Source organism: Streptomyces sp. NPDC005811, from assembly GCF_040630405.1.
GTDB lineage: Bacteria > Actinomycetota > Actinomycetes > Streptomycetales > Streptomycetaceae > Streptomyces.
This window is the reverse complement of record NZ_JBEXXK010000041.1, coordinates 45,294-69,784: the sequence shown is the minus strand read 5'-3', so window position 1 is coordinate 69,784 and position 24,491 is coordinate 45,294. Positions and strand designations below refer to the sequence as shown.

The window sequence follows — 24,491 nt, the reverse complement described above, 5'->3', positions numbered from 1 at the left end:
GCGGGATCACAGGGGGCTCCAGGTAGGTTGCCCGGGTGACAGACCAGCCGCCGCCACCACCCCCGGCCGTCCCGCCGGGCTTCGGACCGCCTCCGCCCCCGTACGCCCCGGGGCCGCCGCAACCGCCCGCTCCCGGACCGGAGTTCCTCGCCGTCGACAAGCACAACTCGATCGTCGTCGACGTCTCCGGCGTGGCCTTCGAGATGTACGACATCACGGTCGACTTCCCCTGGCCCGAGGTGCGGAGCGTCCACTACAGGGCGAGCCCCAACGGCAAGGCGCTGATGGTCGCCGTGGTCCACCTGGACGGCCGGGTGTACGAGTGCGTCGTGAACGCCCGGCCGCGCGAACTGCTCCACACCTGGTTCGCGCAGCTGGCCTGGGTGCTCGGCCACTACCGGCCGCTGGGCTAGCCGGGATCTGCAACCCAGGTAAGAGGCGGGAATACGACCCGAGCGGGAGTCGGGCCCCTCACCTGCGGCCATAGCCTGGGCCCACCATGAAGCGAACCGACGACCGGCTGATCCCGGTCCTGCTGATCTGCGTCCAGGCGCTGGTGTGGCCCGGGGCGACGCTCGTGCGCGGCAGCGTCCCCTCCGCGTCCGACCTGCTCGTGGCCGCCCTGGTCGCCGGACCGCTGACCGCCGCGCTCGCCCTGCGCCGGGCCCGCCCGGTGACCACCCTGGTCCTGGTGGCCGTCGCCTGCGGACTGGGGGCCGGGCCGCTGCCCACGGGAGCGGTGGCGGTGTTCGGGACCGCGGGTGCCGCGCTGGCCCTGTTCACCGTGGCGAGCGAACGCGACACCTTCACCGCCGTGCTGTGCGTGGTCACGCTTCCCTTCTGGCAGTTCACGCAGGACGTCACCCTGCACGGGCTCAGGGACGGCGACGGCCTGGGCGTCGCCCTCACCGCCCTGCTGTACGTGGCCGCGTGCGGCGGCGGCCTGGTGGCCCGGCGGGTCCGGCGGGCCCGGCAGGCGGCCGAGCGGGCGCTGCGCCGCGCCGAGGCCGAGCGCCACCGGCTCCCCGCCGCCGAACGGCGCCGGATGGAAAGGGAGCTGCACGACGTCAGCGCGCACCATCTGACCGCCGTGGTGGTCACCGCGGGCGCGGCGCTCGGGCTGCGCGAGCGGCGCCCCGAACTGGCCCAGGAGGCCCTGCGGTTCGCGGCCGAGACCGGCCGGGAGGTCACCCGGGCCCTCGGCGCGGTCCGGGCGCCGACACCCTCGCGGGAGGAACAGCCCACACCCGAGGAGCGGTTGCTCGCACTCGTCGCGGGGTTCCGCAGGCTCGACCAGCCCGTGGACTGCGAGATCGACCCCCTGCCGGACGGGATCGTCGCGGACGCGGCGTACGGCATCGTGCGCGAGGCGCTGACCAACGTGGCACGCCACGCGCCCGGCGCCCGTACGACGGTGCTCTGCCGGTACGGCGACACCCGCACCGACGTCGTGGTCACCAGCGCGGCCCCGCCGGCCGGGGCGACGGCGCACGCGGCGGGCCTCGGCGGCGGCCGCGGCCAGGGCTTCCTGCGCTCCCGCGCCCGGGAGGCGGGCGGCACCCTGAGCACCGGTCCGACGGCCGACGGCGGCTGGGAGGTGCGCGCGGCCCTGCCCGGCCGCAGCTCCGCGCCGGTGGAGGGCAGCGTGCCGCGGCGCTACCGGCTCGCCCAGGTCGTCGCCGCGCTCGGGCTCTCCCTCCAACCCCTGCTCCCCGCGCTGGTGATCCGCGAGGACACCGCGTCGTACACCTCGCACATCACGGCGGGCGCGCTGTTCGCCCTGCTCGCCGCGGCCCAGGCGGTCGCCCTGCTCTGGCTGCGCCGGACCCCCCGGCTCACGCTCGCCGCCCTGCTCGTCCTGGCCCCGCTGTGGCCGGTGGCGATGGCGCTGGGCGACTACACCGGCCCGGTGCTCCTGCCGCCCGCCCTGAGCATGCTCGCGACCTGCGCGGCACTGGCGGCCCGGGGGGAACGCCGTGGGGGCGACCCCGTGGCCCTCTTCGGGGATCGTCCGCTGCTCGCGGTCGTCCTGGCGGCGGTGGTGGTGCACGCGGGGGCCGCGACCGGCGCCGTCCTGGACCGGGGTACGGCGGTGCCCGGGTGGGCGGTGGCCGCGGGTGTCACGGCGGGGGTCCTGGCGGTGGCCGGGGCGGCCGTGGCGGCCGGGGTCCGGCGGGGGCGGCGTGACCGGGCCGACCGGGGTGCGCGCGAGGAGCGCCTCGCCGCCTGGACCGGGGAGGCCGTCCGGGACGCGTGGGCCGAGCGGCGCCGGATCGCCGCCGGGCTGGAGACCACCGTGCTGGCCCGCACCGCCGGCATGGTCGCCGAGGCGGAGGCGGGGCGGCTCGACTCCACCGTCGGCCGCGCCCGGGAGGCCCTGGCCGCGATGCGCGCCCTGCTCGACGCGGTCCGGGAGGACGAGACGGCGCCCGAACTGCGCCCCCAGCCCACCCTCCAGGCCCTCGACCTGCTCGCCGCCCAGTGCCGGGCCACCGGCCGCGCCATCGAGATACGGCTCACCGACCGCGTACCGGACCGGCTGCCCACGGCGGTGGACCTGACCGCCTACCATGCCGCCGAGACCCTGCTCGCGGCCGGCGGCGAGGATCCCGCCCTGCTCGAACTCGACACGGACGGCGATACGTTGACGCTGACCGCCACCGGTGTGCCGCTTGGCGCCCGCCCCGCCGTACGGGAGAGGCTCACGGCGCGGATCGCGGCGCTCGGCGGCACCCTGACCACCGAGGCGCCCGGCCCGGTCGGCCTCCGGCTGCCGCTGGCGCCGGTGGCGGAGCAGGCTGAGGAGAAGAGGAAACGATGAGTCTCAAGGTGCTGGTCGTCGACGACCAGGGCATCGTACGGGCGGGGTTCGCCGCGGTGATCGACGCCGAGGAGGACCTGACGGTCGTCGGCGAGGCCGGTGACGGCGCGGGCGCGGTGCGGCTGGCGGAGGAACTCCGGCCCGACGTGGTCGTCATGGACGTCCGCATGCCCGAACTCGACGGCATCGCCGCCACCCGCATCATCACCGGCCGCGAGGACGCGCCCCGGGTCCTCGTCCTGACCACCTTCGACCTCGACGCGTACGTCTTCGACGCCCTGCGCGCCGGGGCCTCGGGCTTCCTCCTCAAGGACGTCCAGCCGGCCGAACTCCTCCAGGGCATCCGGGTGGTGGCGGCGGGCGAGAGCGTGCTCGCCCCCTCCGCGACCCGGCGGCTGATCGGCCACTACGCCGCGGGCGGCGGGGCCGGGACCTCCTCCGACACCCCGGCCCCCGGCCTGGACACCCTGACCGCCAGCCAGCGAGGCGTCCTCACCCTGGTCGCGGCAGGCCTCAACAACGCGGAAATCGCTGACCAGTTGGGCATCACCGTGGGCACGGTCAAGTCCCACGTCAACGCGCTGCTGCGCAAACTCGGGCTGCGGGACCGCGTCCAGGCGACGATCCTCGCCTACGACCTGGGACTGGCCCGCCCGAACCCACCCGGCCTGCACCTCTGACCCGCCGACCGAGGAGAGCCCCCGTGACCAGCCGCCTGCGGCACGCCCTGACGGACGTCTTCGCCCTCGCCTACCTCGCGGTCTGCGCGGGCCTGCTGGTCTGGGCCCTGGTGGTGACCGCCCTCGACGACTCGGGCGAGTCCATGGCCGGAGTCGTCCCCCTCCTCGCCACGGCCCCCGCCAGCCTGGTCCTCGTGGTTCTCCCGGACCACGTCTCGATGATCGTGCTCGCCATCGCCCTAGGAGCCCTGGTCAACGCGACGGTCATCGGCTGGTGCGCCCGGATGCTGCGCCGTTGACCAGGGGATCGCTCACCTCAGCCGGTGCGGCTCACGGCAGCGCGTGCACATGCGCCCCCACCGTCGACGACCATGCGTTGCCCGCGGACGCGTCCCAGTTGGTGGACCAGGTCATCGCGCCCCGCAGGGCCGGGTAGGTCTTCGAGGGCTTGAAGGTGCCGCAGGACGTGCCCTTCGCGAGGCAGTCCAGGGCGTTGTTCACCACCGTCGGCGAGACATAGCCGCTGCCCGCGCCGCTGGGGGAGGCGGGGAGGCCCAGGCCGACCTGGGACGGGGCGAGGCCGCCCTCCAGCTGGATGCAGGCGAGGGCCGTCAGGAAGTCCACCGAGCCCTGGCTGTACACCTTGCCGTCGCAGCCCAGCATGGAACCGCTGTTGTAGTACTGCATGTTGACGACCGTGAGGATGTCCTTCACGTTCAGCGCGGTCTGGAAGTAGGCGTTGGACGTCGACTGCATGTCGATCGTCTGGGGGGCCATCGTCAGGATGAGGGACGAGCCCGCCTTCGAGGACAACGACCTCAGCGCCTGGCTCATGTACGTCGCGTTCAGGCCGTTCTCCAGGTCGATGTCGACGCCGTCGAAGCCGTACGTCTGCATCAGCGCGTACACCGAGTTCGCGAAGTTCGCCGCGGACGTCGCGTCGCTCACCGACACCGTGCCGTTCTGCCCGCCGACCGAGACGATCACCTTCTTCCCGGCGGCCTGCTTGGCCTTGATGTCGGCCTTGAACCGGTCGACCGTGTAGCCGCCGAGCCCGGCGGAGTCGAGGTTGAAGGTCACCGCGCCCGGGGTCGTCGTCGCGTCGGCGAAGGCGACGGCGATGATGTCGTACGCGGCCGGCACGTCCGCGATGCGCTGGACCGTCGCGCCGTTGTTGAAGTTCTGCCAGTAGCCGGTCACGGCGTGCTTGGGGAGCGCGGTGCCGGGGGTCCCGGTCGCCGTCGTCGTGCCCGTCACCGCCGCCGACTTCGGCGACTCGCCCGCCGTGTTCGTCGCCGTCACCTGGAAGCTGTACGACGTCGAGGCCGCGAGCCCGGTCACGGTCGCCGAGGCGCCGGTCACGGAGGCGACCTTCGTGCCCGCCCGGTAGACGTTGTAGCCCGTCGCGTTCGACACCCCGGTCCAGGAGAGGGAGACCGAGGAGGAGGTGGCTCCCGAGACTGTCAGGGCCGTCGGGGCGGAGGGGACGGTCGGGGCCGGGTCGCCGCCTCCGCCGCCGTCGGGGCCGTAGACCGAGAGGTCGTCCGCGTAGTACGGCTGCTGGCCGTACCAGCCGTGGGTGTAGACCGTGACCGAGGTGGTCGAGGAGCCGGTGGTGAAGGTGGTCCGGAGCTGGGTCCAGGCCGAGGAGTCGGGGGTCCAGGTGGACACGTCCGTCGTGCCCGTGCCCGTCACGCCCAGGTAGGCGTAGCCGCCCTGCACCCAGGCGCTGAGCGTGTAGGTGGAGTTGGGCTTCACGGCCACCGTCTGGGTGCACTGGGCGTTGTCCTGGCCGGCCGGGGTCGCCTTGAGGGCGGCCGCGCCGCCGTGCACCGGCGAGGACACCGTCGTACCGCTGCCGGCCGAACAGGACCAGTTGGTCAGGCCGGACTCGAAGCCGGCGTTCTTCGCGTTGTTCAGGTCCGCGGCGGACGCCTGAGCCGCGCCCGCCAGGGACAGGGCGAGGGCGGCGGTGACCGCACCCGACCAGATCCGCGTCCAGATCCTCGTCACTCGTTTGTGTGGGGACATGACAACACGTTGGTCCAGACCAATTCACTTGTCAAGAGATCCGCTTGTGGAGGGTCCGTGTGCGCAACCTGCCCCGGTTTGACGTGACTTGCGCGAAGAACAGTTCCTTACCAGCTACGGAAAGCTGTTCTCCGGCCACAAGCGCGTGGTTACAGTGCTGACGTAGTCACGCAATGAAGTCACCTCGGTGCGCCGGAGTAACTCCCGGTGGACCGGACCGCGGGAATCGGGGAGCTGCGCGTGCCAACTGCCGTTGCCGTGACCGGCGCCGACCTGGCGCTGCCGCCGCAGGACGAGCGGACCCTGCCCGCCGTCGTGCTCGCCGACCTGGACCGCCAGCCGCTGGAACAGGCCCTGGACGCCGTACAGCTCCTCGTCGAGCAGCACGGACACCTCGTCGTCGTGTACTCACGGGCCGTCCCGCCCGCCGTGGAACAGCGGCTGCACACCATCCGCTCGCTCCTGGAGAGCGACCGCATCGCGCTCTACCGGCCCGACCTGCCGCCCCTCGGCGTCGCCGTCCTGGCCCGCCAGCTGCGCCAGCTCGCCTCCTGCGACCTCGGGCCGGGCGTGCTCGCCTCGGCGGGCCGGCTGCTCACCCACTACATCCACGCGGGCGCGCTCCTCGGCTCCGTCGCCCGGCTCGACCGGGTGCCGGTCGTCGGGCTGAAGTCGCACGCCCGGTCCTGGGTCCCGGGCAGCCAGTTCGCCGTGCTCGCCCATCCGCAGCCGGAACTGGTCAAGGCCGCCCCCGACGTCACCCTCCCCGGGCCCGAGTTCGGGACCTGGATGCTCGTCGGCCGCGGTCAGCTCCAGTCCGACTGGGTCACCGGCACCCTCGCCCCCGCCTGGAAGGCACAGGGCCTGCGGGAGACCGAGGCGCCCGCCGAGTCCGCCGACTGGTGGGGCACCCCCAAGCTGATCGAGTTCTGCGCCTATCTGCCCGACCTGTCGGTCCTCTACCAGCTCGTCGCCTCGGTCCGGCAGGGCGTCTGCCACTGGTGCGGGATCGACGTCATCGGCGACCGCTGCGTGTTCTGCTCCGCCACCCCGCCGCCCGCCGCCGAGCTCACCACCCGCCCCGTCCGCGCCCTCACCACCGGCTAGACGCCCCACCACCGGTTCGGACGCCCCACCAGCGGGCGAGAAGCGCCGGCACCGACCACCGTTCCCGCTCGACCCGACCCCCAACGAGGTTGCACGGTTCCATGAACTCCCGTCAGCGCCGCGGCGTGATTCTCCTGCTCCTGTCGGTGTTGTGCGCCCTCGGTGCCTTCGCCGGTGTCCTCTCCGTCATCGACGACGTGAACTCCAAGGTCGGCCCCGAGGTCACCGCCTACGAGCTGCGGTCCGACATCGCGCCGTACACGGCTCTCGAGGAGAGCCAGTTCAAGAAGATCGAGATGCCGAAGCGCTGGCTGTCGGAGAACGCCGTCACCGACCTCGCCGCGATCGACAAGAAGATCGCCGTGACGACGCTGAAGAAGGGCTCGCTGCTCCAGAGCGACATGATCGTCGACCAGCCCGCCCTCCAGCCGGGGCAGCAGGAGGTCGCCATCATGGTCGACGCGGCGACCGGCGTCGCGGGCAAGATCAGCCCCGGCTCCTCGGTCAACGTGTACGCCACCTTCGAGGGCGCCCGCGACTCCGACCCCGACCAGTCGAAGATCATCGTCACCAACGCGCGCGTCCTCGACGTCGGCAGGATCACCGCCCTCGACCCCGACCGCAACGACCGCGACAACTCCGTCACCGACGCGGTCCCCATCACCTTCGCGCTGTCGACCCTGGACGCCCAGCGCATCACGTACGCCGAGTCCTTCGCCAAGCGCGTCCGCCTCGCCCTCGTGGCCCCCGGCGGCGCCACCACGATCCCCGACCAGGACCGTACGTACGAACTCGTCACGGACAAGTGAGAGGCCGCCGCCCATGCCCACGAGGATCCTCCCGGCCGTCGGCGACGCGGACGCGGTCCGCTCCCTCACCACCCTGCTCAGCCAGCTCCCGGACGCCGAACCGGTCACCCCCGTCGCCGACTCCACCCAGCTCGTCGACACCCTCGCCCGCCTCGCCGCCGAGTCCGTCGACGAACTCCCCGAGGTCGTGATCGTCCACGAACGCATCGGCCCCGTCCCGGCGCTGGAACTGGTCCGCGAGGTCGCCCTGCGCTTCCCGGCGGTCGGCGTCATCCTCGCCACCACCGACGCCGGCCCCGGCCTCTTCCAGGCCGCCATGGACTCCGGCGCCCGAGGAGTCGTCACCCTCCCCCTCGGCTACGAGGAGCTGTCCCACCGCGTCCAGTCCGTCGCCCAGTGGTCCGTGGGCGTACGGCGCCATCTCGGCCACGGGGGCGAGGTGGTCCCCGGCGTCGGCGGGACCGTCGTCACCGTCAGCGGCGCCAAGGGCGGAGTGGGGGCCACCCTCACCGCCGTCCAGCTCGCCCTCGCCGCCCAGGCCTCCGGCCGGCCCACCGCGCTCGTCGACCTCGACCTCCAGACCGGCGACGTCGCCTCCTACCTGGACGTCCAGTTCCGCCGTTCGGTCGTCGACCTCGCCGCCATCACCGACCTCTCGCCCCGCATCCTCGCCGAGGCCGTCTTCCGCCACGACTCCGGGCTGGCCCTCCTGCTCGCCCCCGCCGAGGGCGAACGCGGCGAGGAGGTCACCGACCGCGCCGTACGCCAGATCGTCGGCGCCCTGCGCTCCCGCTACGAGGTCGTGATCGTCGACTGCGGCGCCCAGCTCAGCGGCGCCGGAGCCGCCGCCGTCGAGATGGCCGACCGGGCCCTGCTCGTCACCACCCCGGACGTCGTCGCCGTCCGCGGCGCCAAACGCACCGTCCGCATGTGGGACCGGCTCCAGGTCCGCAAGGCCGAGGAGACGACCGTCGTCGTCAACCGGCACACCCGCGGAACGGAGATCCAGCCGCCGCTCATCCAGAAGATCACCGGCACGGCCGTCGCCGCCACCGCGGTCCCCGCCAACTTCCGCGAACTCCAGGCGGCGGTCGACGCCGGACGCGTCCACGCCCTCGACGGCAAGGGCACCGTCCGCCAGGCCCTGTGGGCGCTCGCCGCCGAACTGGGCCTGGTCAAGGCGCCGGAGACGGCCCTCGTACGGCGGGGCGGGCGCGCCCGGGGCGCGGACCGGGGCAGCGGCGGCTTCCGGCGGCGGAAGGAGTGAGCGCCATGACCGGGCGAGGCGTGCGCGACCGCGGGCAGGTCACCGTCGAGTTCCTCGGCATGACCCCGCTGATCATCGTGACCCTGGTGGTGATGTGGCAGTGCGTGCTGGTGGGGTACACGTTCACGCTCGCGGGGAATGCTGCCGACGAGGCGGTACGGGCGGGCACGGCGGCGCACCCGGGGGAGCGCGAGGGGGCCTGCCAGGAGGCGGGCCTGGACAAGCTGGGGGACGCGTGGAGGGGGAACGCCGACGTGGACTGCGGCACCGGCGGCGGCTATGTGACCGCCGACGTCTCCCTGCGCGTCCCCGTCCTGTTCCCGGGCACGATCGACTTCCCGTTCACGGTGCACGGCCACGCGGGCGCCGTCGAGGAAGAGGACGGCGACTGAGATGCCGCACGGACTTCTGAGAGGGCGAGACGGGGGGCGGGACCACCGGGGCACTGGTGCCCGAGGCCGGGGTGACCGGGGTTCCGGTGCCTGGGGCCGGAGTGCCGGGGGCTGGGGCGATCGGGGCTTGGGCGGCCGAGGTTTCGGTGGCCGAGGTTTTGGTGTCTGGGGCCGGGGCGACCGGAGCTCAGGTGTCTGGGGCCGGGGCGACGAGGGCCCGAGTGGCCGGGGCCGGGGCGACCGGAGTCCGGGTGTCCGGGGCGGGAGCGGTCGGGGCCGGAGTGTCCGGGGCGGCCGAGGTTTCGGTGTGCGGGGGCGTCGGTGTCGCGGTGACCGGGGGCAGGTCGCTCTGGAGTATCTCGGTTTTCTGCCGCTCCTGTTGCTGGTCGCGCTGGGCGGTGTCCAGCTCGGGCTCTTCGCGTACGCCGCCCAGCAGGCCGGCACGGCGGCCCGTACCGGGGCCCGCAGCGCCTCCCTCGACCAGGACTTCGCCGGGGACTGCGCACGGGCCGTCAGCGGCTGGCTGTCGGTGAGCTGCTCCCGTGCCGACCTGGGCGACGAGGTCCAGGTCACTTCCACTGTCACCATCCCGTCCGTCATCCCGGGCATCGGGAACTTCGGCACCGCCCGCAAGACGGCCACGATGCCGGTCGACCACTGAAGGAAGGCGGCACCGCCATGAGCCTGCGGGCACGCATCAGCTCCCCCGAGGAGGGCTCGGGGCGCGGCGAGGACGGCCACCTGGTCACCTCGTACCGGGCCAAGCTCCTGGAGGAGATCGACCTCGCCGAGATGAGCTCGCTCGCCGCGGCCGAACGCCGGGCCCGCCTGGAGCGCGTCCTCGGACACATCATCAGCCGCGAGGGCCCGGTGCTGTCCACGGGCGAGCGCTCCCAGCTGATCCGGCGGGTCGTCGACGAGGCCCTCGGCCTCGGCATCCTGGAGCCGCTCCTCGAGGACGCCTCCATCACCGAGATCATGGTGAACGGCCCCGACGCGATCTTCGTCGAGCGGGCCGGCCGGGTCGAGCAGCTCCCGCTCAGATTCGCCTCGAACGACCAGCTCATGCAGACCATCGAACGCATCGTCTCCACCGTCAACCGCCGCGTCGACGAGACGAACCCCATGGTCGACGCCCGCCTCCCGTCCGGCGAACGCGTCAACGTGATCATCCCGCCGCTCTCCCTGACCGGCCCGATCCTCACCATCCGCCGCTTCCCGCGCTCCTTCACCCTCCACGAGCTGATCGGCTTCGGCTCCCTCGACGAACCGATGCTCTATCTGCTCGCCGGGCTGGTGCAGGCCAAGTTCAACGTGATCGTCTCCGGCGCCACCGGCACCGGCAAGACCACCCTGCTCAACGCCCTCTCCGGGCTGATCCCGGAGGGCGAGCGGATCATCACCATCGAGGACTCGGCCGAACTCCAGCTCCAGCAGTCCCACGTCATCCGCCTGGAGTCCCGCCCGCCGAACGTCGAGGGCAACGGCCGGATCACCATCCGCGACCTGGTGCGCAACTCGCTGCGGATGCGCCCCGACCGGATCGTGGTCGGCGAGGTCCGCGGCGGCGAGTCCCTCGACATGCTCCAGGCGATGTCCACGGGCCATGACGGCTCGCTCGCCACCGTCCACGCCAACAGCGCCGAGGACGCGCTGATGCGGCTCCAGACCCTCGCCTCCATGTCCGACGTGGAGATCCCCTTCGTCGCGCTGCACGACCAGATCAACAGCGCGGTGGACGTGATCGTGCAGCTCACCCGGTTCGCGGACGGCGCCCGCCGGATCACCGAGATCGCGGTCCTCGACAGCCATGGCTCGGAGGCCTTCCGGCTGGCCACCGTCGCCCGCTTCGACGCCCGCCCGATGACCGCCGACGGCCGCGTCCACGGCGCCTTCGGGTACTTCCCCCTCCCGCGCCGCACCGCCGACCGCCTCTACATGGCGAGCCAGCCGATCCCCCAGGCGTTCGGGGTCGCCCGCGACGCACTCGAACTCACCACCAGGGAAGCCCGGTAGCAGCGATGAACCTCGACACCCTCATCACCCTCACCACCGGTGTGACGCTCCTGACCTGCGCCCTGGCCGTCGTGGGCGTACACGTCTACGCCACGGGCCGCGCCCAGCGCGCCGCCCTCGTGGAGCGCCTGTCCTACACCGGCCAGGCCCCCCTGGGCGGCCGCCGGCGCCGCTTCCGCGACCTGGACCGGCGGGTGCGCCGCACCAAGGCGGGCCGCAGGCTGGAGCTGAAGCTCGTGGCGACCGGCCTGGACGTCACCCCCGGCGAGTTCCTCGTCTACCTGCTCGCCACGGTGGCCGGTCTCTGGCTGGTCGGCCAGGCCGTCCTGGCCCCCTTCTTCGGCCCGCTCGCCGGACTCCTCGGCCTCTGGGCGGCCCTCCAGTTCCTCAACTGGCAGCGCCAGAAACGCATCGAGAAGTTCATCAACCAACTCCCCGAACTGGCCCGCATCCTGGCCAACGCCACCCACGCCGGTCTCGCCCTGCGCACCGCGATCGGCATGGCCGCGGAGGAGCTGGAGGCCCCGGCCGGCGAGGAACTCGGCAAGGTCGCCGACCAGTTGGCCATCGGTCACTCCATCGACGACGCCCTCGGTGAACTCGCCGACCGCCTCCCCTCCCGTGAACTCGTCGTCCTCGTCACCACCCTCGTCCTCTCCAACCGGGCCGGCGGCCAGGTCGTCGGCGCGCTGCGCAACCTCACCGAGACCCTGGAGGAACGCAAGGAGACCCGGCGCGAGGTCCGCACCCAGCTCTCCCAGGTCAACATGACCTCGTACGCCGTCCCGGTGCTCGGCGTCGGCGCCCTGTTCCTCATGGACGGCGTCAACGACGGCACCCTCGACCGGATGACGTCCTCCGCCGTCGGTCAGGCCTGCGTGATCGTCGCCTTCGGCCTGTACGCCGTCGGCTTCGTCCTCATCCGCCGTATGTCCCGCATCGACGTCTGAGGAGGGACGTAGGTCATGGAACTCCTGCTCGCCCTCGCCATGGGCCTCGCCGTCTGGGGGATCTTCGCCGGGATCCGGATGTACCGGGCCGAGGTGAAACTCCCCAGCGACCTCGTCCTCGCCCTGGAGGTCGGCGCCACCCGCACCAGCGCCGTCGGCTCCCTCGTCGACCGCATGGGCATGCGGTACGCGCCCGCCGTCCTGCGGCTGATGGGCCCCAAGCAGGTCGCCCGCTACCGCCGCCGCATCGACCTCGCGGGCAACCCCGGGGGCCTGACGATCGACCGTTACGCGGCCCGCCGCGCGGTCTACGGCGCGATCGGCGGCCTCGGCGCGCTGGCCGCCCTCCTCCAGGGCAGCTTCTTCACCGCCCTGCTCATGCTGGCCTTCGCCGCCTTCTGGTCCGAGGTCGGCATCTGGTCGGCGATCCGGGTCCGCAAGGACGCCATCGAGCGCACCCTGCCCGACTTCCTCGACGTCCTCGCCGTCGTCGTCAGCGCCGGCCTCGGCTTCCGCCAGGCCCTCGACCGGGTCGCCTCCAAGTACGAGGGTCCCTGGGCGGACGAGATCCACATCACGCTCCGCCAGATGGACCTCGGCATGAGCCGCCGTGAGGCCTTCGAGGAGCTCCGCCGCCGCAACGACTCCGAGCAGGTCGCCATGTTCGTCACCGCCCTCCAGCAGGGCGAGGAGCTGGGCGCGCCGATCGTCGACACGCTCGTCGCCATCGCCAAGGACATGCGCCGCACGGACGCCCAGAACGCCCGCCGCAAGGCCGCCCGCGCGGTCCCCAAGGCCACGCTGATGATCACCACGTTCATGGTCCCGGCGACGATGCTCCTCCTCGGCGCGGGCATGCTGCTGGGCTCCGGCACCGACTTCAGCTCGATCACGGGGGAGTAGGCGGGCCGGCCATGAAGACCACCACGGACAGCGCAGGTACAGGCACCGACGCCGACGCCCGGGTCGGTGCCGGCGTCCGCCTCGGTGTGGGCCTCCAGGCGAACGCCGTCCAGGCCATGTGCCGCCAGGTCTTCGGCTTCCGCCTGGCGATGATCGCCCTGGCCGCCCCGTCCGCCCTCCTGCACGCCTCCCCGGGCCTGGGCGTCCGCCTCGTCGGCGCGGCCGTGGTCGTCACCTTCATGGGCTCCTACGCCCTCTTCCGCGACTGGGAACGCTTCGGCCCCCTCCTCCTGCGCCACCCCGCGCTCCTGGCGGCCGACACCCTCGTCGGCACGCTGCTGCTGATCTCCGCCGGCCCGGACACCACCCTCGCCTACGTCAGCGTCTGCACCCCCCTCCTCGCCGGCATCGTCTACGGCTGGCGCGGCGCCGCCTGCTTCGCCTCGCTCCAGTCGCTGATCCTGCTGCTGGTCCAGGCGACCGTCGGCCACGGCACGGACGCGGGCTCCGGCCCGGCCGAACACCTCCTCCTCCCCGGCTTCTGCGTCATCACCGGAGCGGTCGGCTCCACCCTGCGCGGGCTGCTCCTGCGCTTCGGCGAGGCCACCCAGGCCCTCACCGCCGTCCGCGCCCGCCTCGCCGCCGCCGAGGCGGTGACCGCCGAACGCGCCCGCCTCGCGCGCGAGATGCACGACTCCGTGACCAAGACCCTGTACGGCGTCGCCCTCGCGGCGGACGCCCTGGCCACCGCGACGGACCCGGCGCACGTACGGCGGCAGGCCGAGCTGGTCGCGGCCTCGGCCCGCCGCGCCGCCGCCGAGTCCCGCGACCTGCTCGCGGATCTGCGCCGGGACCCGGAACGGGTCGACGAGGGCGGCGGGGTGGACGTCCTGCCCGAACTGGCCTCCCGAGCCGACGACTTCGCCGCCCGCACCGGCCTACCGGTCACCTACCGCCCCACCGGCGACCGTACGACCCTCCCCGTGCCCCTTGCCGTGGCCCGCCAGCTCCTCACCATCACCGCCGAGGCCCTGGAGAACGCCCACCGCCACGCCGCCCCCACGGCGGTCGAGGTCCGCGCGGGCGTCCAGGACGACCTCCTCACCCTCACCGTCCACGACGACGGCCGCGGCCTGCCTCCCGGCACCACCCTCGAACACCTCCGCGACACCGGTCACTTCGGCCTCCTCGGCATGGCGGAACGGGCCGCCTGCGTGGGCGCCCGCCTGCGCATCGCCAGCGACGACCGCGCCCCCGGCACCGAGGTACGCCTGGAACTCCCCCTGGCCGCCCTGACCTTCCGAGAGGAGGCGCCATGCCGGACCGCACCGCCGTACGCGTAGTGGTGGCCGACGACAACCCCGTGGTCCGCGCGGGCCTCACCGCGCTCCTGTCCAGCTGCGCGGACTTCACGGTCGTGGCGGAGGCGGCGGACGGCCGCGAGGCCTGCGAGGCCGCGCTGCGCCACCGCCCCGACGTGGTCCTCCTCGACGTCCGCATGCCCGGCGTCGACGGCCTCACGGCCCTGCCCCACCTCGCCCGGACCACCACGGTCCTGATGCTGACGTACAGCCACGACCCGCACACCGTCCGGGCGGCGCTGCGGGGCGGGGCGAGCGGCTACCTGGTGCACGGACAGTTCACGGTGGCGGAACTGAGGGAAGCGGTGAGGAACGCCCACGAGGGTGCGAATGCACACGCTACCGTGCCCACAAGTCCCTTGTTCCTTGCGACTTCTCCCAAACGGCTTTCGCGACTGCAATCACCTATGGGATCCTCTGGCGAGTCGGGTCACCGGGCGGGGTTCCAGCTCAGCGCGAGGGAGGCGGAGATCATGGACCTCATCGCGTCGGGCATGAACAACCAGCAGATCGCCGCCGCATGCTTCATCAGCGAGAAGACGGTCAAGAATCACATCAACCGCATCTTCGCCAAGCTGCACAGCAGCAGCCGCGCCGAGGCGGCGGCCAAGTGGCTGGGAAATTGGGCCCTGGGACCCTCGCCGGAGGCACCCCCGGCGCCCTACGTTCCTCCTGCCAATGCCTCAAACCGAGAGGAACGCCATGAGCGACCTGCTGCTGAAGACCGTCGTCGCGGCCATGGTCCGGGTGACGGAGGCGGTACGGCGCCGCACCGCCGACGACAGGGGGCAGACCGCGGTCGAGTATCTGGGGATCATCGCGGTGGTGGTGGCGATCGTGGTACTGATCGCGAACACGAACCTGGGCCAGACGATCGTGGACAAGCTCACCACCCAGATCGGCAAGGTGGCCCCCTGATCCGACTACGAGGGCGCGGCGACTCGGGGCAGGCTTTCCCCATCTACCTCACGGTGGTGGCGGGCCTGCTCTTTCTCGCGTTCGCGTACTTCGCGGTGGCCCAGGCGGCGGTGAACAGGAACGGAGCCCAGACGGCCGCCGACGCGGCGGCCCTGGCGGCGGCGCAGGACACGCGGGACCAGCTCTTCGACCAGTGGCGACTGGACATCCTCGACCCCGCGAAGTGGCAGGACATCTTCGACGGGGACGTGTTCGGGCTGGCCTCTTCGTGCGGGCGCGCGTCCGAGCTCGCCGCGCAGAACGACGCCAGCCTGCAGCGCTGCGACGAGCCGGACGTCCTTCGCACCAGCGTCACGGTGCAGGCGAACAAGACGGCGGGGCACTCGGTGATCCCCGCCACGAGCACCACACGCGCCCACGCCTCCGCCGTCGCGGTGATCGATTCGCTGTGCACGTTCGAGCTGCCGAGCGGGGGCGACGACGACGGCGCGGGTGACGACGACGGCGCGGGCGGCGACGACGCCGAAGTCGACGTACTGCCGACACTCACATGCGATGACGGGGCCGAATGGGAGCTGGACCCGCAGGACCTGACCGATCTGCCCGGTCCCGAGGACCTGTTCGACGTGCACCTGGCCACAGGCTGAGGAAGGAAAACGGAGCGATGAGGATGCGGTTCACTGCCAAGACCCGCAGGGTGACGGTCGCGCTGACCGTCGTGGCGGGGCTGGCCCTGGGGTCGGCCGCCTGCGGGGGCGGGGGTGACGACGATGCCAAGAAGCCACAGAACTCGTCGTCCGCCTCCACGTCCGGTGGATCGCAGCCGAACCCGCAGGAGGGGGAGTCCGCGGCACCGATCGCCGAGCTGAAGGGCCCGAGCGGACTGCTCCTCCAGATCACCTCGGCCGTCCGGGACACCGGAGGCTTCGTCACGGTGAACGGTGACCTCAAGAACGACGGCGGGGAAGTCGCGACGATCCCCTCGGCGCTGAGCGGCAACGAGACCGAGATCATGAACAACGGCCGCTCCCTCGGCGGAGCCACCCTCGTCGACTCCAAGAGCAAGAAGCGCTACTACGTCCTCCGCGACACCGAGGGCCGCCCCCTCACCACCACCGGCTTCTCGACGCTGAAGGCGGGGGAGACGATCGACGTGTTCCTCCAGTTCCCCGCCCCGCCCGCGAGCAGCACGGAGGTCACCTTCCAGCTCCCGCTGTTCCCCAGCGCGGTCGTCAAGATCTCCGGGTGAGGCCGGTCATGACCCCACGTCTGTCCCTGGCGGTGGCCACGGCCACCCTCCTCGTCCTCGGCACGGCCCCCGCCTCCCTGGCCGACGACAGCACCCCCAGCGTCCCCCCGGGCACCGAGGCCACCGCCTCCGCGCCGGTCGAGGTGGACCCCAACGACCCCGACCTCAAACTCCCCGAGGGCGGCACGCTCGCCGAGCCCAAGGTCCTCGACATCAAGCAGGTCGTGGAGGACGAGTCCGGCGACGAACGGCGCGAGGACACCAACGCGGACGTCACGTTCGCCCTCCAGGCCGAGGTCCTGTTCGGCAAGGACAGCGCGAAGCTCGGCACGGACGCGAAGGCCCGTATCGCGGTGATCGCCGACGAGATCAAGAAGCAGAACACCAAGCTGGTCCGCGTCTTCGGCTTCACCGACAACCTCGGCTCCTCCGCCCACGGCGACGTCCTCTCCAAGCAACGCGCCGACGCCGTCCAGGCGGAACTCGCCGGTGATCTCAACGACCCCGCCATCACCTTCGAGGTCCGCGGCTACGGCGAGCAGTACCCCATCTCCGACAACTCCACGGAGGAGGGCCGCAAGAAGAACCGGCGGGTGGAGATCACCTTCCCGAGGACGGCGGGCTGAGTTCCGTCACCTCGAGGTGTACGCCCGGACGCAGGCCCCACCCCTCCATCACCCCCGCCGTCGCCTCCAGGACATGGCGGGAGCGCAGGCGGGGGAGGCCCAGGCGGGTGGGGGGCATGGTGCGGACGGCGAGGACCTTGAGGTGGCGGTCGAGGTAGGCGACGTCGATGGGGATGCGCATGCCGAAGGTGTGGATGCTGCCGGCGGGCGTCAGGAGCAGGGCGCCGTCCACCGCGTCGCGGCCCAGCAGGCCCCGGGTGCGGGCGCGGTAGGACGCGGCGATCTCCAGGGGGATGCGCAGCGGGGGCCCGTCGTCCGTCTTCACGAGCAGTTCGGCATACCCGTCGTGCCAGCGCGCCATAGTCCTGATCCCCTCGCTCGCCTCGCTACCCTCGGCACGGTAGCGAGCCGGGACACGAAGAGGTGGCCGTCGTATGCGGAAGATCGTCCTGATGATGTCGGTGTCCCTGGACGGATACATGGAGGGACCGGACCGCGACATCTCCTGGCACCGCGTCGACGACGAGGTCCACCAGGACGCCAACGACTTCGTCGCCCGGATGGCCGGTCTTCTGAGCGGCCGGGTCACGCACGACCTCATGGCCGATTTCTGGCCCACCGCCGACGCCGACCCCGAGACGCCCGCGGTGATGGCCGAATTCGCCGCCCTCTGGCGGGAGATCCCCAAGTACGTCTACTCCCGCACGCTGGAGCACGCCGACTGGAACACGACGATCGTGCGGGAGGTCGTCCCGGAGGAGGTACGGGCCCTCAGGGAGCGGCACGACGCGGAGCTGGGCCCCGGCGACCTGGGGCTCGGCGGCGCCGATCTCGGCGCCGAGTTCCTCCGCCTCGGGCTCGTCGACCAGATCCGGCTCTATGTCCACCCCGTACTGATCGGCCGCGGCAAACCCCTCTTCCCGGACACCGGCACGGTCACCGGTCTGCATCTCGCCGAGTCCCGCACCTTCGGCAACGGCGTCGTGCTGCTCCGTTACGACGTGGAGCGGGACTGACGGGAATTAATCGGCGGCGGGGGTGGGGGCCCGGCTGCCACGATCGCTCCATGAGCGACGACGATCACCCCCACCCGGGCCCGGCCTTCGAGGACCTTCTCGCCGAGGGCGCCGCCGTCCCCACCGAAGGGTGGGACTTCTCCTGGTTCGAGGGGCGGGCGACCGAGGAACGGCCCTCCTGGGGGTACGCGGTGTCGCTCGCCGGACGGCTGGCCGGGGCCGGTGCCGTGCTCGACATCCAGACCGGCGGCGGGGAGGTCCTGGACTTCGCGCTCGCGCGAGCCGCCGCCCCCGCGCCCGTCCTCACCGTCGCGACCGAGGGCTGGCCGGCGAACGCCGCCAAGGCCACCGCCCTCCTGCGGCCGCGCGGCATCGCCGTCGTCGCCGTCCCGGAGACGGCCCCGCTGCCCTTCGCCGACGCCGCCTTCGACCTGGTGAGCAGCAGGCATCCGGTACGGCCCCCGTGGCGCGAGATCGCCCGGGTGCTGCGGCCCGGCGGGACCTACTTCGCCCAGCACGTGGGGCCGCGCAGCGTCCATGAGCTGGTCGAGTACTTCCTCGGCCCGCAGCCCGGGGCGGCGAGCCACGACCGGCACCCCGACCGCGAGCGCGCCGAGGCCGAGGCGGCGGGCCTGGAGATCGTCGACCTGCGCGCGGAACGCCTTCGGATCGAGTTCCACGACATCGCCGCCGTCGTCCACTTCCTGCGCAAGGTGATCTGGATGGTGCCGGACTTCACCGTCGAGGCCCACGAGCCCCGGCTGCGGGCCCTGCACGGACAGATCACCGCGCACGGCCCCTTCGTCGCCCACAGCACCCGCCACCTCGTCGAGGCCCGCAGACCGTCCGCCTGAGCCGCGCCGACGGACGCCCCCCCCTACGCGTGCGCCCCCGTCGTCACCTCCCCGATCACCAGCTCCGCCGTCGCCTCCAGCACCTCCCCGACCCGGTCGGCCCGTTCGCCCAGCTCCTGGGTCTGGCGGGCCGTCAGGCGGTCGAGCGGTTCGACCGTGACGGTCGTACGACGGCCCCGGCGCCGCTGGTGCCACACGCCCGCCACCACCCCGTCCACCAGCAGCACCGGGAAGTTCCCGGCCTGCCCGCCCGCCAGCGCCCGCCCGTGGGCGGCCCCCGGGAACAGCAGCTCACGGGGCTGGGCGGCGACGACGTACGCGTCGAAGTACGGCAGCAGCCGCACCCCGCGCACCGGCTCCTCGGGGAAGCGGGTGTCCCCGGCCACCACCCAGGCCCGCCGGCCCGCGCACCGCACCTCCTCCACCGCCGCCTCCCCGAGCGCCTCCTCGAACAGCGCGACCGCCCAGCCGGGCGGCGCCGCCAGCCACTGGGCGAAGTCCTGCGGGGTCGCCGGTCCGTAGGCGGTCAGATAGCGCAGGAGCAGCAGGCGCAGTGCCTCCCGGGGCGGCAGCGGATCGAAGCGGGGCGGGCGGGTGTACGTCACCTTGCGGCCCCGGTTCGGCCCGAAGCACAGCGCGCCGGACTGGCCGGCCGTGGGGGTCCCCCCATGCCTTTGAGGCTATGGGGGAGGAGGACCTGGCGCCAGCGCGGCCACAGGTCCTGGAAGGCGGGCATCACCCGGTCCCCGGCCCAGGGACCGGTGCGGGCGACGACCTCCGCGTCCAGCTCGTCCAGCGTCAGGCACACCCCGTCGAGGGCCTCCCCGACCGCCGCCACCACCTGCTCGGCCTGTTCCCCGGTGAGGCGTACGTCCGGCGGGAAGGGGCTGCGGCCGGACGGGAGGGCGGTCAGGGCGGCGGTCCACAGGGGGAGTTCACGGGCGGGCAGCAGATGGACCGTCCCGCGCGGGCCGTGGGTCCGCACCAGCGACCGGTCCCCGGCCAGCGCGGCCCGTACGCCGGCCCGTGTCGTCCCCTCGGCGCGGATGCCGACCGACAGCTCCGCGGCGGAGGGAACCTGTGCGTGCGCGCCGAGCATGGCCGCGACGATCTCCGCGGGGCCTCCGGTGCCGGCCGCGAGCGGATTGGCCAGGAACTGCCGTTCCAGCCGCCGTGCGGATGCCTCTTGCCAACTGATCCTCGGGGTCATGGCGCCGACGCTAGAAGGCAAAGAGGCCGGGAACTGTCCGCCATGGGCCCGGCGTACCCCGGTCGTGTCGGCCCGCCCGGAGCCGCCGGACAAGCAGAAAAGGGCATTCCGGTTCACTCCGGCGCAGACCGCCGCACATTCTCCATGAGGTTTCCACATCGTTATCGCGAGCGGTTCGCATTCGCTGTGGGCCTCACGTAAGTTCAAGCGCAGGTAATTCGCGTGAGCAAAGCTGCGCGGGCGGCATCGCGCGGTGGAGGGGACTGTGCGGCGCCGTTCGCGTCAAGCCGGCGTGAGCGGCCGGGGTAGCCCGTCGGGGGGACGGCCGGACAACTGCCCGACCGGCACCCAAGTCCCGCCAAAACCTGAGCTTCCCTCGGTAAACGCCGTCATTCCCCTGGGATTCCGCCGTGTTCCGGCCATGTGAGCCCTATGAATCATGCCCCGGAAGGCCATCTGGGTGTCGCCGTCCGACTCCGGAGAGTAATTCTGCCGCGCCGATGCACGCAGCATCACTTACGAAGGGTTATGGTGGAAACCCCCCCTCGGGCCGGTCCGTCTCCCCCCCACGGACCGGCCCGTTTTTTGCACCAGAGAGCGGCGCCTCGCCGGCGCGGGCGATCGGCCCTCCCTGAAAGGGGCGCGGGGAACTGCGCGAGCACCCCCCACCCGCCCGCACCCGACCATCAACCGCACCCCCCCGCACCGGTACCCTGTTGGCCCGCGGGGACCGCACTCGCACGGAGGGGCTGACATCACGTGAACCTGCGCGACAAGCTGCGCGGCCTTCTGGTCAGGCTGTACGCACGCCGGGTGGAAGGTCACCTGGACCACGCTCAGGTGCCCAAGCACATCGGCGTCATCATGGACGGCAACCGCCGCTGGGCGAAGGCCTCGGGGTCCACCACCGAGCACGGGCACCGTGCCGGCGCCGAGAAGATCGAGGAGTTCCTCGGCTGGTGCACCGAGACGGACGTCGAGGTCGTCACCCTCTGGCTGCTGTCGACGGACAACCTCGACCGGCCCGCGGAGGAACTCGTTCCCCTCCTCGGCATCATCGAGGACGTGGTCCGCACCCTCGCCGCCGACGGCCGCTGGCGCGTCCACCACGTCGGCACGCCCGACATCCTCCCCTCCCATGTGCAGACCGCGCTGAAGGAGGCCGAGCAGGCCACGGCCCACGTCGACGGCATACTGGTCAACGTCGCCATCGGTTACGGCGGTCGCCAGGAGATCGCCGACGCCGTGCGCTCGATGATCACCGACGCGGCCGACCGCGGCGTCCCGATGGAGGACCTCGCGGAGTCCGTCAGCGTCGACCTGATCGGCCGCCACCTCTACACCGGCGCCCAGCCCGACCCCGACCTGGTGATCCGCACCAGCGGCGAACAGCGGCTGTCCGGATTCATGCTGTGGCAGACGGCCCACGCGGAGTACTACTTCTGCGAGGTCTTCTGGCCGGCCTTCCGCAAGGTCGACTTCCTGCGTGCCCTGCGCGACTACGCGGCACGTCATCGCCGTTACGGCGGCTGACCGCGGGACGGAAGTAACAAGGAGTTCACCGGTGCGCCGTCATATGCCGTGGCATGGCGGCGCATTTTCGAGGGCATAAGCCAAGCAGGTCGACGCCCGAACCACGGGTGTCGGATCCTCAGCGGGCGGCACGGGGCCGTCCGCCCGGGAGGCCCTTTGCACCAGCCCGACCGTGCGGTCACGGCACGGAAGAAGCAGCGGGGGGCCGGTCCCCGGCCCGTGCATCGGGGCCGTCGACCGGTCCAGCTCCACTCCGTCGCTCCCCGACCTCATCCGAGGGGGTACGTCCTTCCGTGGTGACCAGCACAAAGCGCCGTATGCCTGACCGGCGCACCTATGTTCTCGACACCAGCGTCCTGCTGGCCGACCCGAACGCCATGACCCGCTTCGAGGAGCACGAGGTCGTGCTCCCCATCGTCGTGGTCACGGAACTGGAGGCCAAGCGGCACCATCCCGAACTCGGCTACTTCGCCCGGCAGGCGTTGCGCCTGCTCGACGACTACCGGGTGAAGTACGGTCGCCTCGACGCCCCCATCCCGATCGGGGAACTCGGCGGCACCATCCGTGTCGAGCTCAACCACTCGGACCCCAGCGTGCTGCCCAGCGGCTACCGGCTGGGGGACAACGACTCACGCATCCTCGCGGTCGCCCGCAATCTGCAGGCCGAGGGGTTCGACGTCACCGTCGTGTCGAAGGACCTGCCGCTCAGGATCAAGGCCTCGTCGGTCGGTCTCCTGGCGGAGGAGTACCGCGCCGAGCTCGCCATCACGGACTCCTCCGGCTGGACCGGAATGTCCGAACTGGGCCTGTCCGGCGAACAGGTGGACATCCTCTTCGAGGAAGGACACGTGTACGTCCCGGAGGTCGCCGACCTGCCCGTGCACACCGGTCTGACCATCCAGTCGGAACGCGGCAAGGCGCTGGGCCGGGTCACCCCGGAGGGCAACATCCGGCTGGTGCGCGGCGACCGGGAGGCGTTCGGCATCAAGGGCCGCAGCGCCGAACAGCGCATCGCGCTGGACCTGCTGCTCGACCCGGACGTCGGCATCCTGTCCCTGGGCGGCCGGGCCGGCACCGGCAAGTCGGCGCTGGCGCTGTGCGCGGGCCTGGAGGCGGTGCTGGAGCGCCGTCAGCACCAGAAGGTGATGGTCTTCCGGCCGCTGTACGCGGTGGGCGGGCAGGAGCTCGGGTATCTGCCCGGCTCCGAGTCGGAGAAGATGAGCCCCTGGGCGCAGGCGGTGTTCGACACCCTGTCGGCCGTCACGTCCCGCGAGGTCATCGAGGAGGTCACCGCGCGCGGCATGCTGGAGGTCCTGCCCCTGACCCACATCCGGGGCCGCTCCCTGCACGACGCGTTCGTCATCGTCGACGAGGCCCAGTCCCTCGAACGCAACGTGCTGCTGACCGTTCTGTCCCGGATCGGCGCCAATTCGCGGGTGGTTCTCACCCATGACGTGGCCCAGCGGGACAATCTGCGGGTCGGGCGCTACGACGGTGTCGTCGCCGTCGTGGAGAAACTGAAGGGCCACCCGCTCTTCGCGCACGTGACGCTGAACCGGTCCGAGAGGTCCCAGATCGCGGCGCTTGTGACCGAAATGCTGGAGGACGGGCATATCTGACCCTGACCGCACAAGTTCATAAGCTTTGAGCGTCAGTTGGTGCCGTCCGGCAAAGGTCGTGAGCCTAGCCGGGCGGCACCGGCGTGTGTGGGGGTTCGGCGAAATATCCGGGGATCCCGAGGGTGTGAGCTTTCACACGTAACCCGGAATTGCCTTGCGGCAGCTGGTTACGGCAGAGTCTCGATCCTGTCAGGCCCCGCATACGGCACACGTGTACCCCCAGGAGTACGGGAACACACGCGCACCACCTCCAACTCCATAACGTCGCCGTATGCCGCCCGAGCACCACGCGGCGCTCCCTTCGCGGGAGTTGCCCACCGGGCCCGTGTCTCCCGTGACCCATCGAGGGGAGGCCAGCGCCAGGGGCACGATCGCGTCCGCCAGGGTCACCGAAGCGGGCGCTGCTGGAAGGAAACCGTGTGAGCCGGATCTCGGTCCGGGGATTCGCAGTGGCCTCGGCCACGGCGGTCACCGCCGTCGGAAGCGTTGTCGGCGTTGCCTCGGGCAGCATCGCAGCACCGAACAACGACGCTGAGGCGACCGCGAGCGACGCGACACTCCTCGCTGACATCCCTGCCGGCCAGCAGGCCCAGGTGCAGACCGCCACCGTGGCGCAGCAGGCCAACTACCAGGCCATCGCCGCCGACGAGGGTGCGAAGAAGGAAGCGGAGGCCGCGGCCCGCAAGGCTGCCGCCGAGACCGCCGTCGCGAAGAAGGAGGCCGCCGAGAAGGCGGCCAAGGAGCGCGCGGAGGCGAAGGCCAAGGCCAGCCGCAGCGCGTCCGACTTCCCGGTGCAGAGCTCCTACACGGTCGCGCAGATCCAGGCCATGGCCGCGCAGATGGTGCCGAGCGGCCAGTTCCAGTGCTTCAGCAACATCGTGGACCACGAGTCCAGCTGGAACTACCACGCCGTCAACGCCTCCTCCGGCGCGTACGGCCTCTTCCAGGCGCTGCCCGCCGGCAAGTACGCGTCCGCGGGCGCCGACTGGCAGACCAACCCGGCCACGCAGATCAAGTGGGGCCTGAACTACATGAACAGCCGGTACGGCAGCCCCTGTGAGGCCTGGTCGTTCTGGCAGGCCAACCACTGGTACTGAGTCTCCAGCGGCTCCGGCCGCACCTACCTCCT

The 24,491-nt window shown here is 72.1% G+C and carries 24 protein-coding genes and 2 pseudogenes; 23 read left to right on the top strand and 3 right to left on the bottom strand.

All coding sequences use genetic code 11. The features are described from left to right. Positions 1 to 35 precede the first annotated feature (35 nt). From ABZ490_RS35350 to ABZ490_RS35335, 4 genes are all read left to right on the top strand, one after another. Complete coding sequence (locus ABZ490_RS35350) at positions 36 to 413, top strand: hypothetical protein (protein ID WP_358999656.1); 378 nt, start codon at positions 36 to 38, stop codon at positions 411 to 413. An 86-nt stretch (positions 414 to 499) separates the two neighbouring features. Next, positions 500 to 2,821 carry a histidine kinase gene (locus ABZ490_RS35345; protein WP_358999653.1) on the top strand — a complete coding sequence of 774 codons (2,322 nt, stop codon included), beginning with the start codon at positions 500 to 502 and terminating at the stop codon, positions 2,819 to 2,821. After that, positions 2,818 to 3,501, top strand: coding sequence for a response regulator transcription factor (locus ABZ490_RS35340; protein ID WP_358999650.1), 684 nt, complete (start codon positions 2,818 to 2,820; stop codon positions 3,499 to 3,501). Before ABZ490_RS35345 ends, ABZ490_RS35340 begins: the two co-directional genes overlap by 4 nt. 23 nt (positions 3,502 to 3,524) lie before the next feature. Continuing rightward, positions 3,525 to 3,800, top strand: a complete 276-nt coding sequence (locus ABZ490_RS35335; RefSeq protein ID WP_358999648.1) for a hypothetical protein — start codon at positions 3,525 to 3,527, stop codon at positions 3,798 to 3,800. 31 nt (positions 3,801 to 3,831) lie between these two features. On the opposite strand, the gene ABZ490_RS35330 is transcribed toward ABZ490_RS35335, so the two are convergent. Further along, positions 3,832 to 5,532 carry a glycoside hydrolase family 18 protein gene (locus tag ABZ490_RS35330; RefSeq protein ID WP_358999645.1) on the bottom strand — a complete coding sequence of 567 codons (1,701 nt, stop codon included), beginning with the start codon at positions 5,530 to 5,532 and terminating at the stop codon, positions 3,832 to 3,834. Between the two features lie 240 nt (positions 5,533 to 5,772). Here ABZ490_RS35330 and ABZ490_RS35325 point away from each other — a divergent pair, with 240 nt between their 5' ends. The 14 genes and pseudogenes from ABZ490_RS35325 to ABZ490_RS35260 all read left to right on the top strand — a co-directional run bounded on the left by ABZ490_RS35325 (position 5,773) and on the right by ABZ490_RS35260 (position 17,130). Then, on the top strand, positions 5,773 to 6,639 hold the full coding sequence (locus ABZ490_RS35325; RefSeq protein ID WP_358999642.1) for a hypothetical protein: 867 nt from the start codon (positions 5,773 to 5,775) through the stop codon (positions 6,637 to 6,639). Positions 6,640 to 6,740: 101 nt separating this feature from the next. After that, a complete protein-coding gene (gene cpaB, locus ABZ490_RS35320) occupies positions 6,741 to 7,448 on the top strand; it encodes a Flp pilus assembly protein CpaB (protein WP_358999639.1) in 708 nt (235 codons plus the stop codon). 13 nt (positions 7,449 to 7,461) lie between these two features. Further along, positions 7,462 to 8,715, top strand: a complete 1,254-nt coding sequence (locus tag ABZ490_RS35315; RefSeq protein WP_358999636.1) for an AAA family ATPase — start codon at positions 7,462 to 7,464, stop codon at positions 8,713 to 8,715. A gap of 5 nt (positions 8,716 to 8,720) precedes the next feature. Further along, positions 8,721 to 9,107, top strand: a complete 387-nt coding sequence (locus tag ABZ490_RS35310) for a TadE family protein (protein WP_358999634.1) — start codon at positions 8,721 to 8,723, stop codon at positions 9,105 to 9,107. Between the two features lie 307 nt (positions 9,108 to 9,414). Continuing rightward, on the top strand, positions 9,415 to 9,768 hold the full coding sequence (locus tag ABZ490_RS35305; protein ID WP_358999631.1) for a TadE/TadG family type IV pilus assembly protein: 354 nt from the start codon (positions 9,415 to 9,417) through the stop codon (positions 9,766 to 9,768). 17 nt (positions 9,769 to 9,785) lie between these two features. Then, entirely contained in the window at positions 9,786 to 11,123 is a 1,338-nt protein-coding gene (locus ABZ490_RS35300) for a CpaF family protein (protein ID WP_358999628.1), read from the top strand. A gap of 5 nt (positions 11,124 to 11,128) precedes the next feature. Further along, the gene (locus ABZ490_RS35295; protein ID WP_358999625.1) at positions 11,129 to 12,073 is read left to right on the top strand and encodes a type II secretion system F family protein; all 945 of its coding nucleotides are present in this window, start codon (positions 11,129 to 11,131) and stop codon (positions 12,071 to 12,073) included. 15 nt (positions 12,074 to 12,088) lie between these two features. Then, positions 12,089 to 12,976 (top strand): DUF5936 domain-containing protein, encoded by an 888-nt coding sequence (locus ABZ490_RS35290; protein WP_358999620.1) that lies wholly within the window; start codon positions 12,089 to 12,091, stop codon positions 12,974 to 12,976. 11 nt (positions 12,977 to 12,987) lie between these two features. Further along, positions 12,988 to 14,319 carry a histidine kinase gene (locus tag ABZ490_RS35285; RefSeq protein ID WP_358999617.1) on the top strand — a complete coding sequence of 444 codons (1,332 nt, stop codon included), beginning with the start codon at positions 12,988 to 12,990 and terminating at the stop codon, positions 14,317 to 14,319. Next, positions 14,292 to 14,957, top strand: a pseudogene (locus tag ABZ490_RS35280) (response regulator transcription factor); the annotation flags it as partial. The gene ABZ490_RS35285 and the pseudogene ABZ490_RS35280, both read left to right, overlap by 28 nt. A gap of 82 nt (positions 14,958 to 15,039) precedes the next feature. Next, positions 15,040 to 15,255: a Flp family type IVb pilin gene (locus ABZ490_RS35275; RefSeq protein WP_133912890.1), complete on the top strand. Its 216-nt coding sequence runs from the start codon at positions 15,040 to 15,042 to the stop codon at positions 15,253 to 15,255. Then, positions 15,255 to 15,902 (top strand): pilus assembly protein TadG-related protein, encoded by a 648-nt coding sequence (locus ABZ490_RS35270; protein WP_358999769.1) that lies wholly within the window; start codon positions 15,255 to 15,257, stop codon positions 15,900 to 15,902. The genes ABZ490_RS35275 and ABZ490_RS35270 overlap by 1 nt, the downstream gene beginning before the upstream one ends. Positions 15,903 to 15,919: 17 nt before the next feature. Further along, positions 15,920 to 16,504 (top strand): hypothetical protein, encoded by a 585-nt coding sequence (locus tag ABZ490_RS35265; RefSeq protein ID WP_358999614.1) that lies wholly within the window; start codon positions 15,920 to 15,922, stop codon positions 16,502 to 16,504. A gap of 8 nt (positions 16,505 to 16,512) precedes the next feature. Continuing rightward, a complete protein-coding gene (locus ABZ490_RS35260; protein ID WP_358999611.1) occupies positions 16,513 to 17,130 on the top strand; it encodes an OmpA family protein in 618 nt (205 codons plus the stop codon). Here ABZ490_RS35260 and ABZ490_RS35255 read toward each other — a convergent pair. Beyond that, on the bottom strand, positions 17,105 to 17,491 hold the full coding sequence (locus ABZ490_RS35255; RefSeq protein WP_358999608.1) for a DUF192 domain-containing protein: 387 nt from the start codon (positions 17,489 to 17,491) through the stop codon (positions 17,105 to 17,107). The two genes, ABZ490_RS35260 and ABZ490_RS35255, sit on opposite strands and share 26 nt — an antisense overlap. 73 nt (positions 17,492 to 17,564) lie before the next feature. Between ABZ490_RS35255 and ABZ490_RS35250 the strand changes: the two genes are divergently transcribed. Beyond that, positions 17,565 to 18,146, top strand: coding sequence for a dihydrofolate reductase family protein (locus ABZ490_RS35250; RefSeq protein ID WP_358999605.1), 582 nt, complete (start codon positions 17,565 to 17,567; stop codon positions 18,144 to 18,146). A 50-nt stretch (positions 18,147 to 18,196) separates the two neighbouring features. Next, positions 18,197 to 19,000, top strand: a complete 804-nt coding sequence (locus tag ABZ490_RS35245) for a methyltransferase domain-containing protein (RefSeq protein WP_358999602.1) — start codon at positions 18,197 to 18,199, stop codon at positions 18,998 to 19,000. A 23-nt stretch (positions 19,001 to 19,023) separates the two neighbouring features. Here ABZ490_RS35245 and ABZ490_RS35240 read toward each other — a convergent pair. Then, positions 19,024 to 20,210, bottom strand: a pseudogene (locus ABZ490_RS35240) (winged helix DNA-binding domain-containing protein). 759 nt (positions 20,211 to 20,969) lie between these two features. Between ABZ490_RS35240 and ABZ490_RS35235 the strand changes: the two are divergent. The 3 genes from ABZ490_RS35235 (at position 20,970) to ABZ490_RS35225 (ending at position 24,459) form a co-directional block, all read left to right on the top strand. Next, positions 20,970 to 21,743 (top strand): isoprenyl transferase, encoded by a 774-nt coding sequence (locus ABZ490_RS35235; RefSeq protein WP_358999599.1) that lies wholly within the window; start codon positions 20,970 to 20,972, stop codon positions 21,741 to 21,743. A gap of 293 nt (positions 21,744 to 22,036) precedes the next feature. Further along, on the top strand, positions 22,037 to 23,362 hold the full coding sequence (locus tag ABZ490_RS35230; protein WP_358999596.1) for a PhoH family protein: 1,326 nt from the start codon (positions 22,037 to 22,039) through the stop codon (positions 23,360 to 23,362). A 419-nt stretch (positions 23,363 to 23,781) separates the two neighbouring features. Continuing rightward, positions 23,782 to 24,459 (top strand): transglycosylase SLT domain-containing protein, encoded by a 678-nt coding sequence (locus tag ABZ490_RS35225; protein ID WP_358999593.1) that lies wholly within the window; start codon positions 23,782 to 23,784, stop codon positions 24,457 to 24,459. The last annotated feature ends 32 nt before the right edge of the window (positions 24,460 to 24,491 follow it).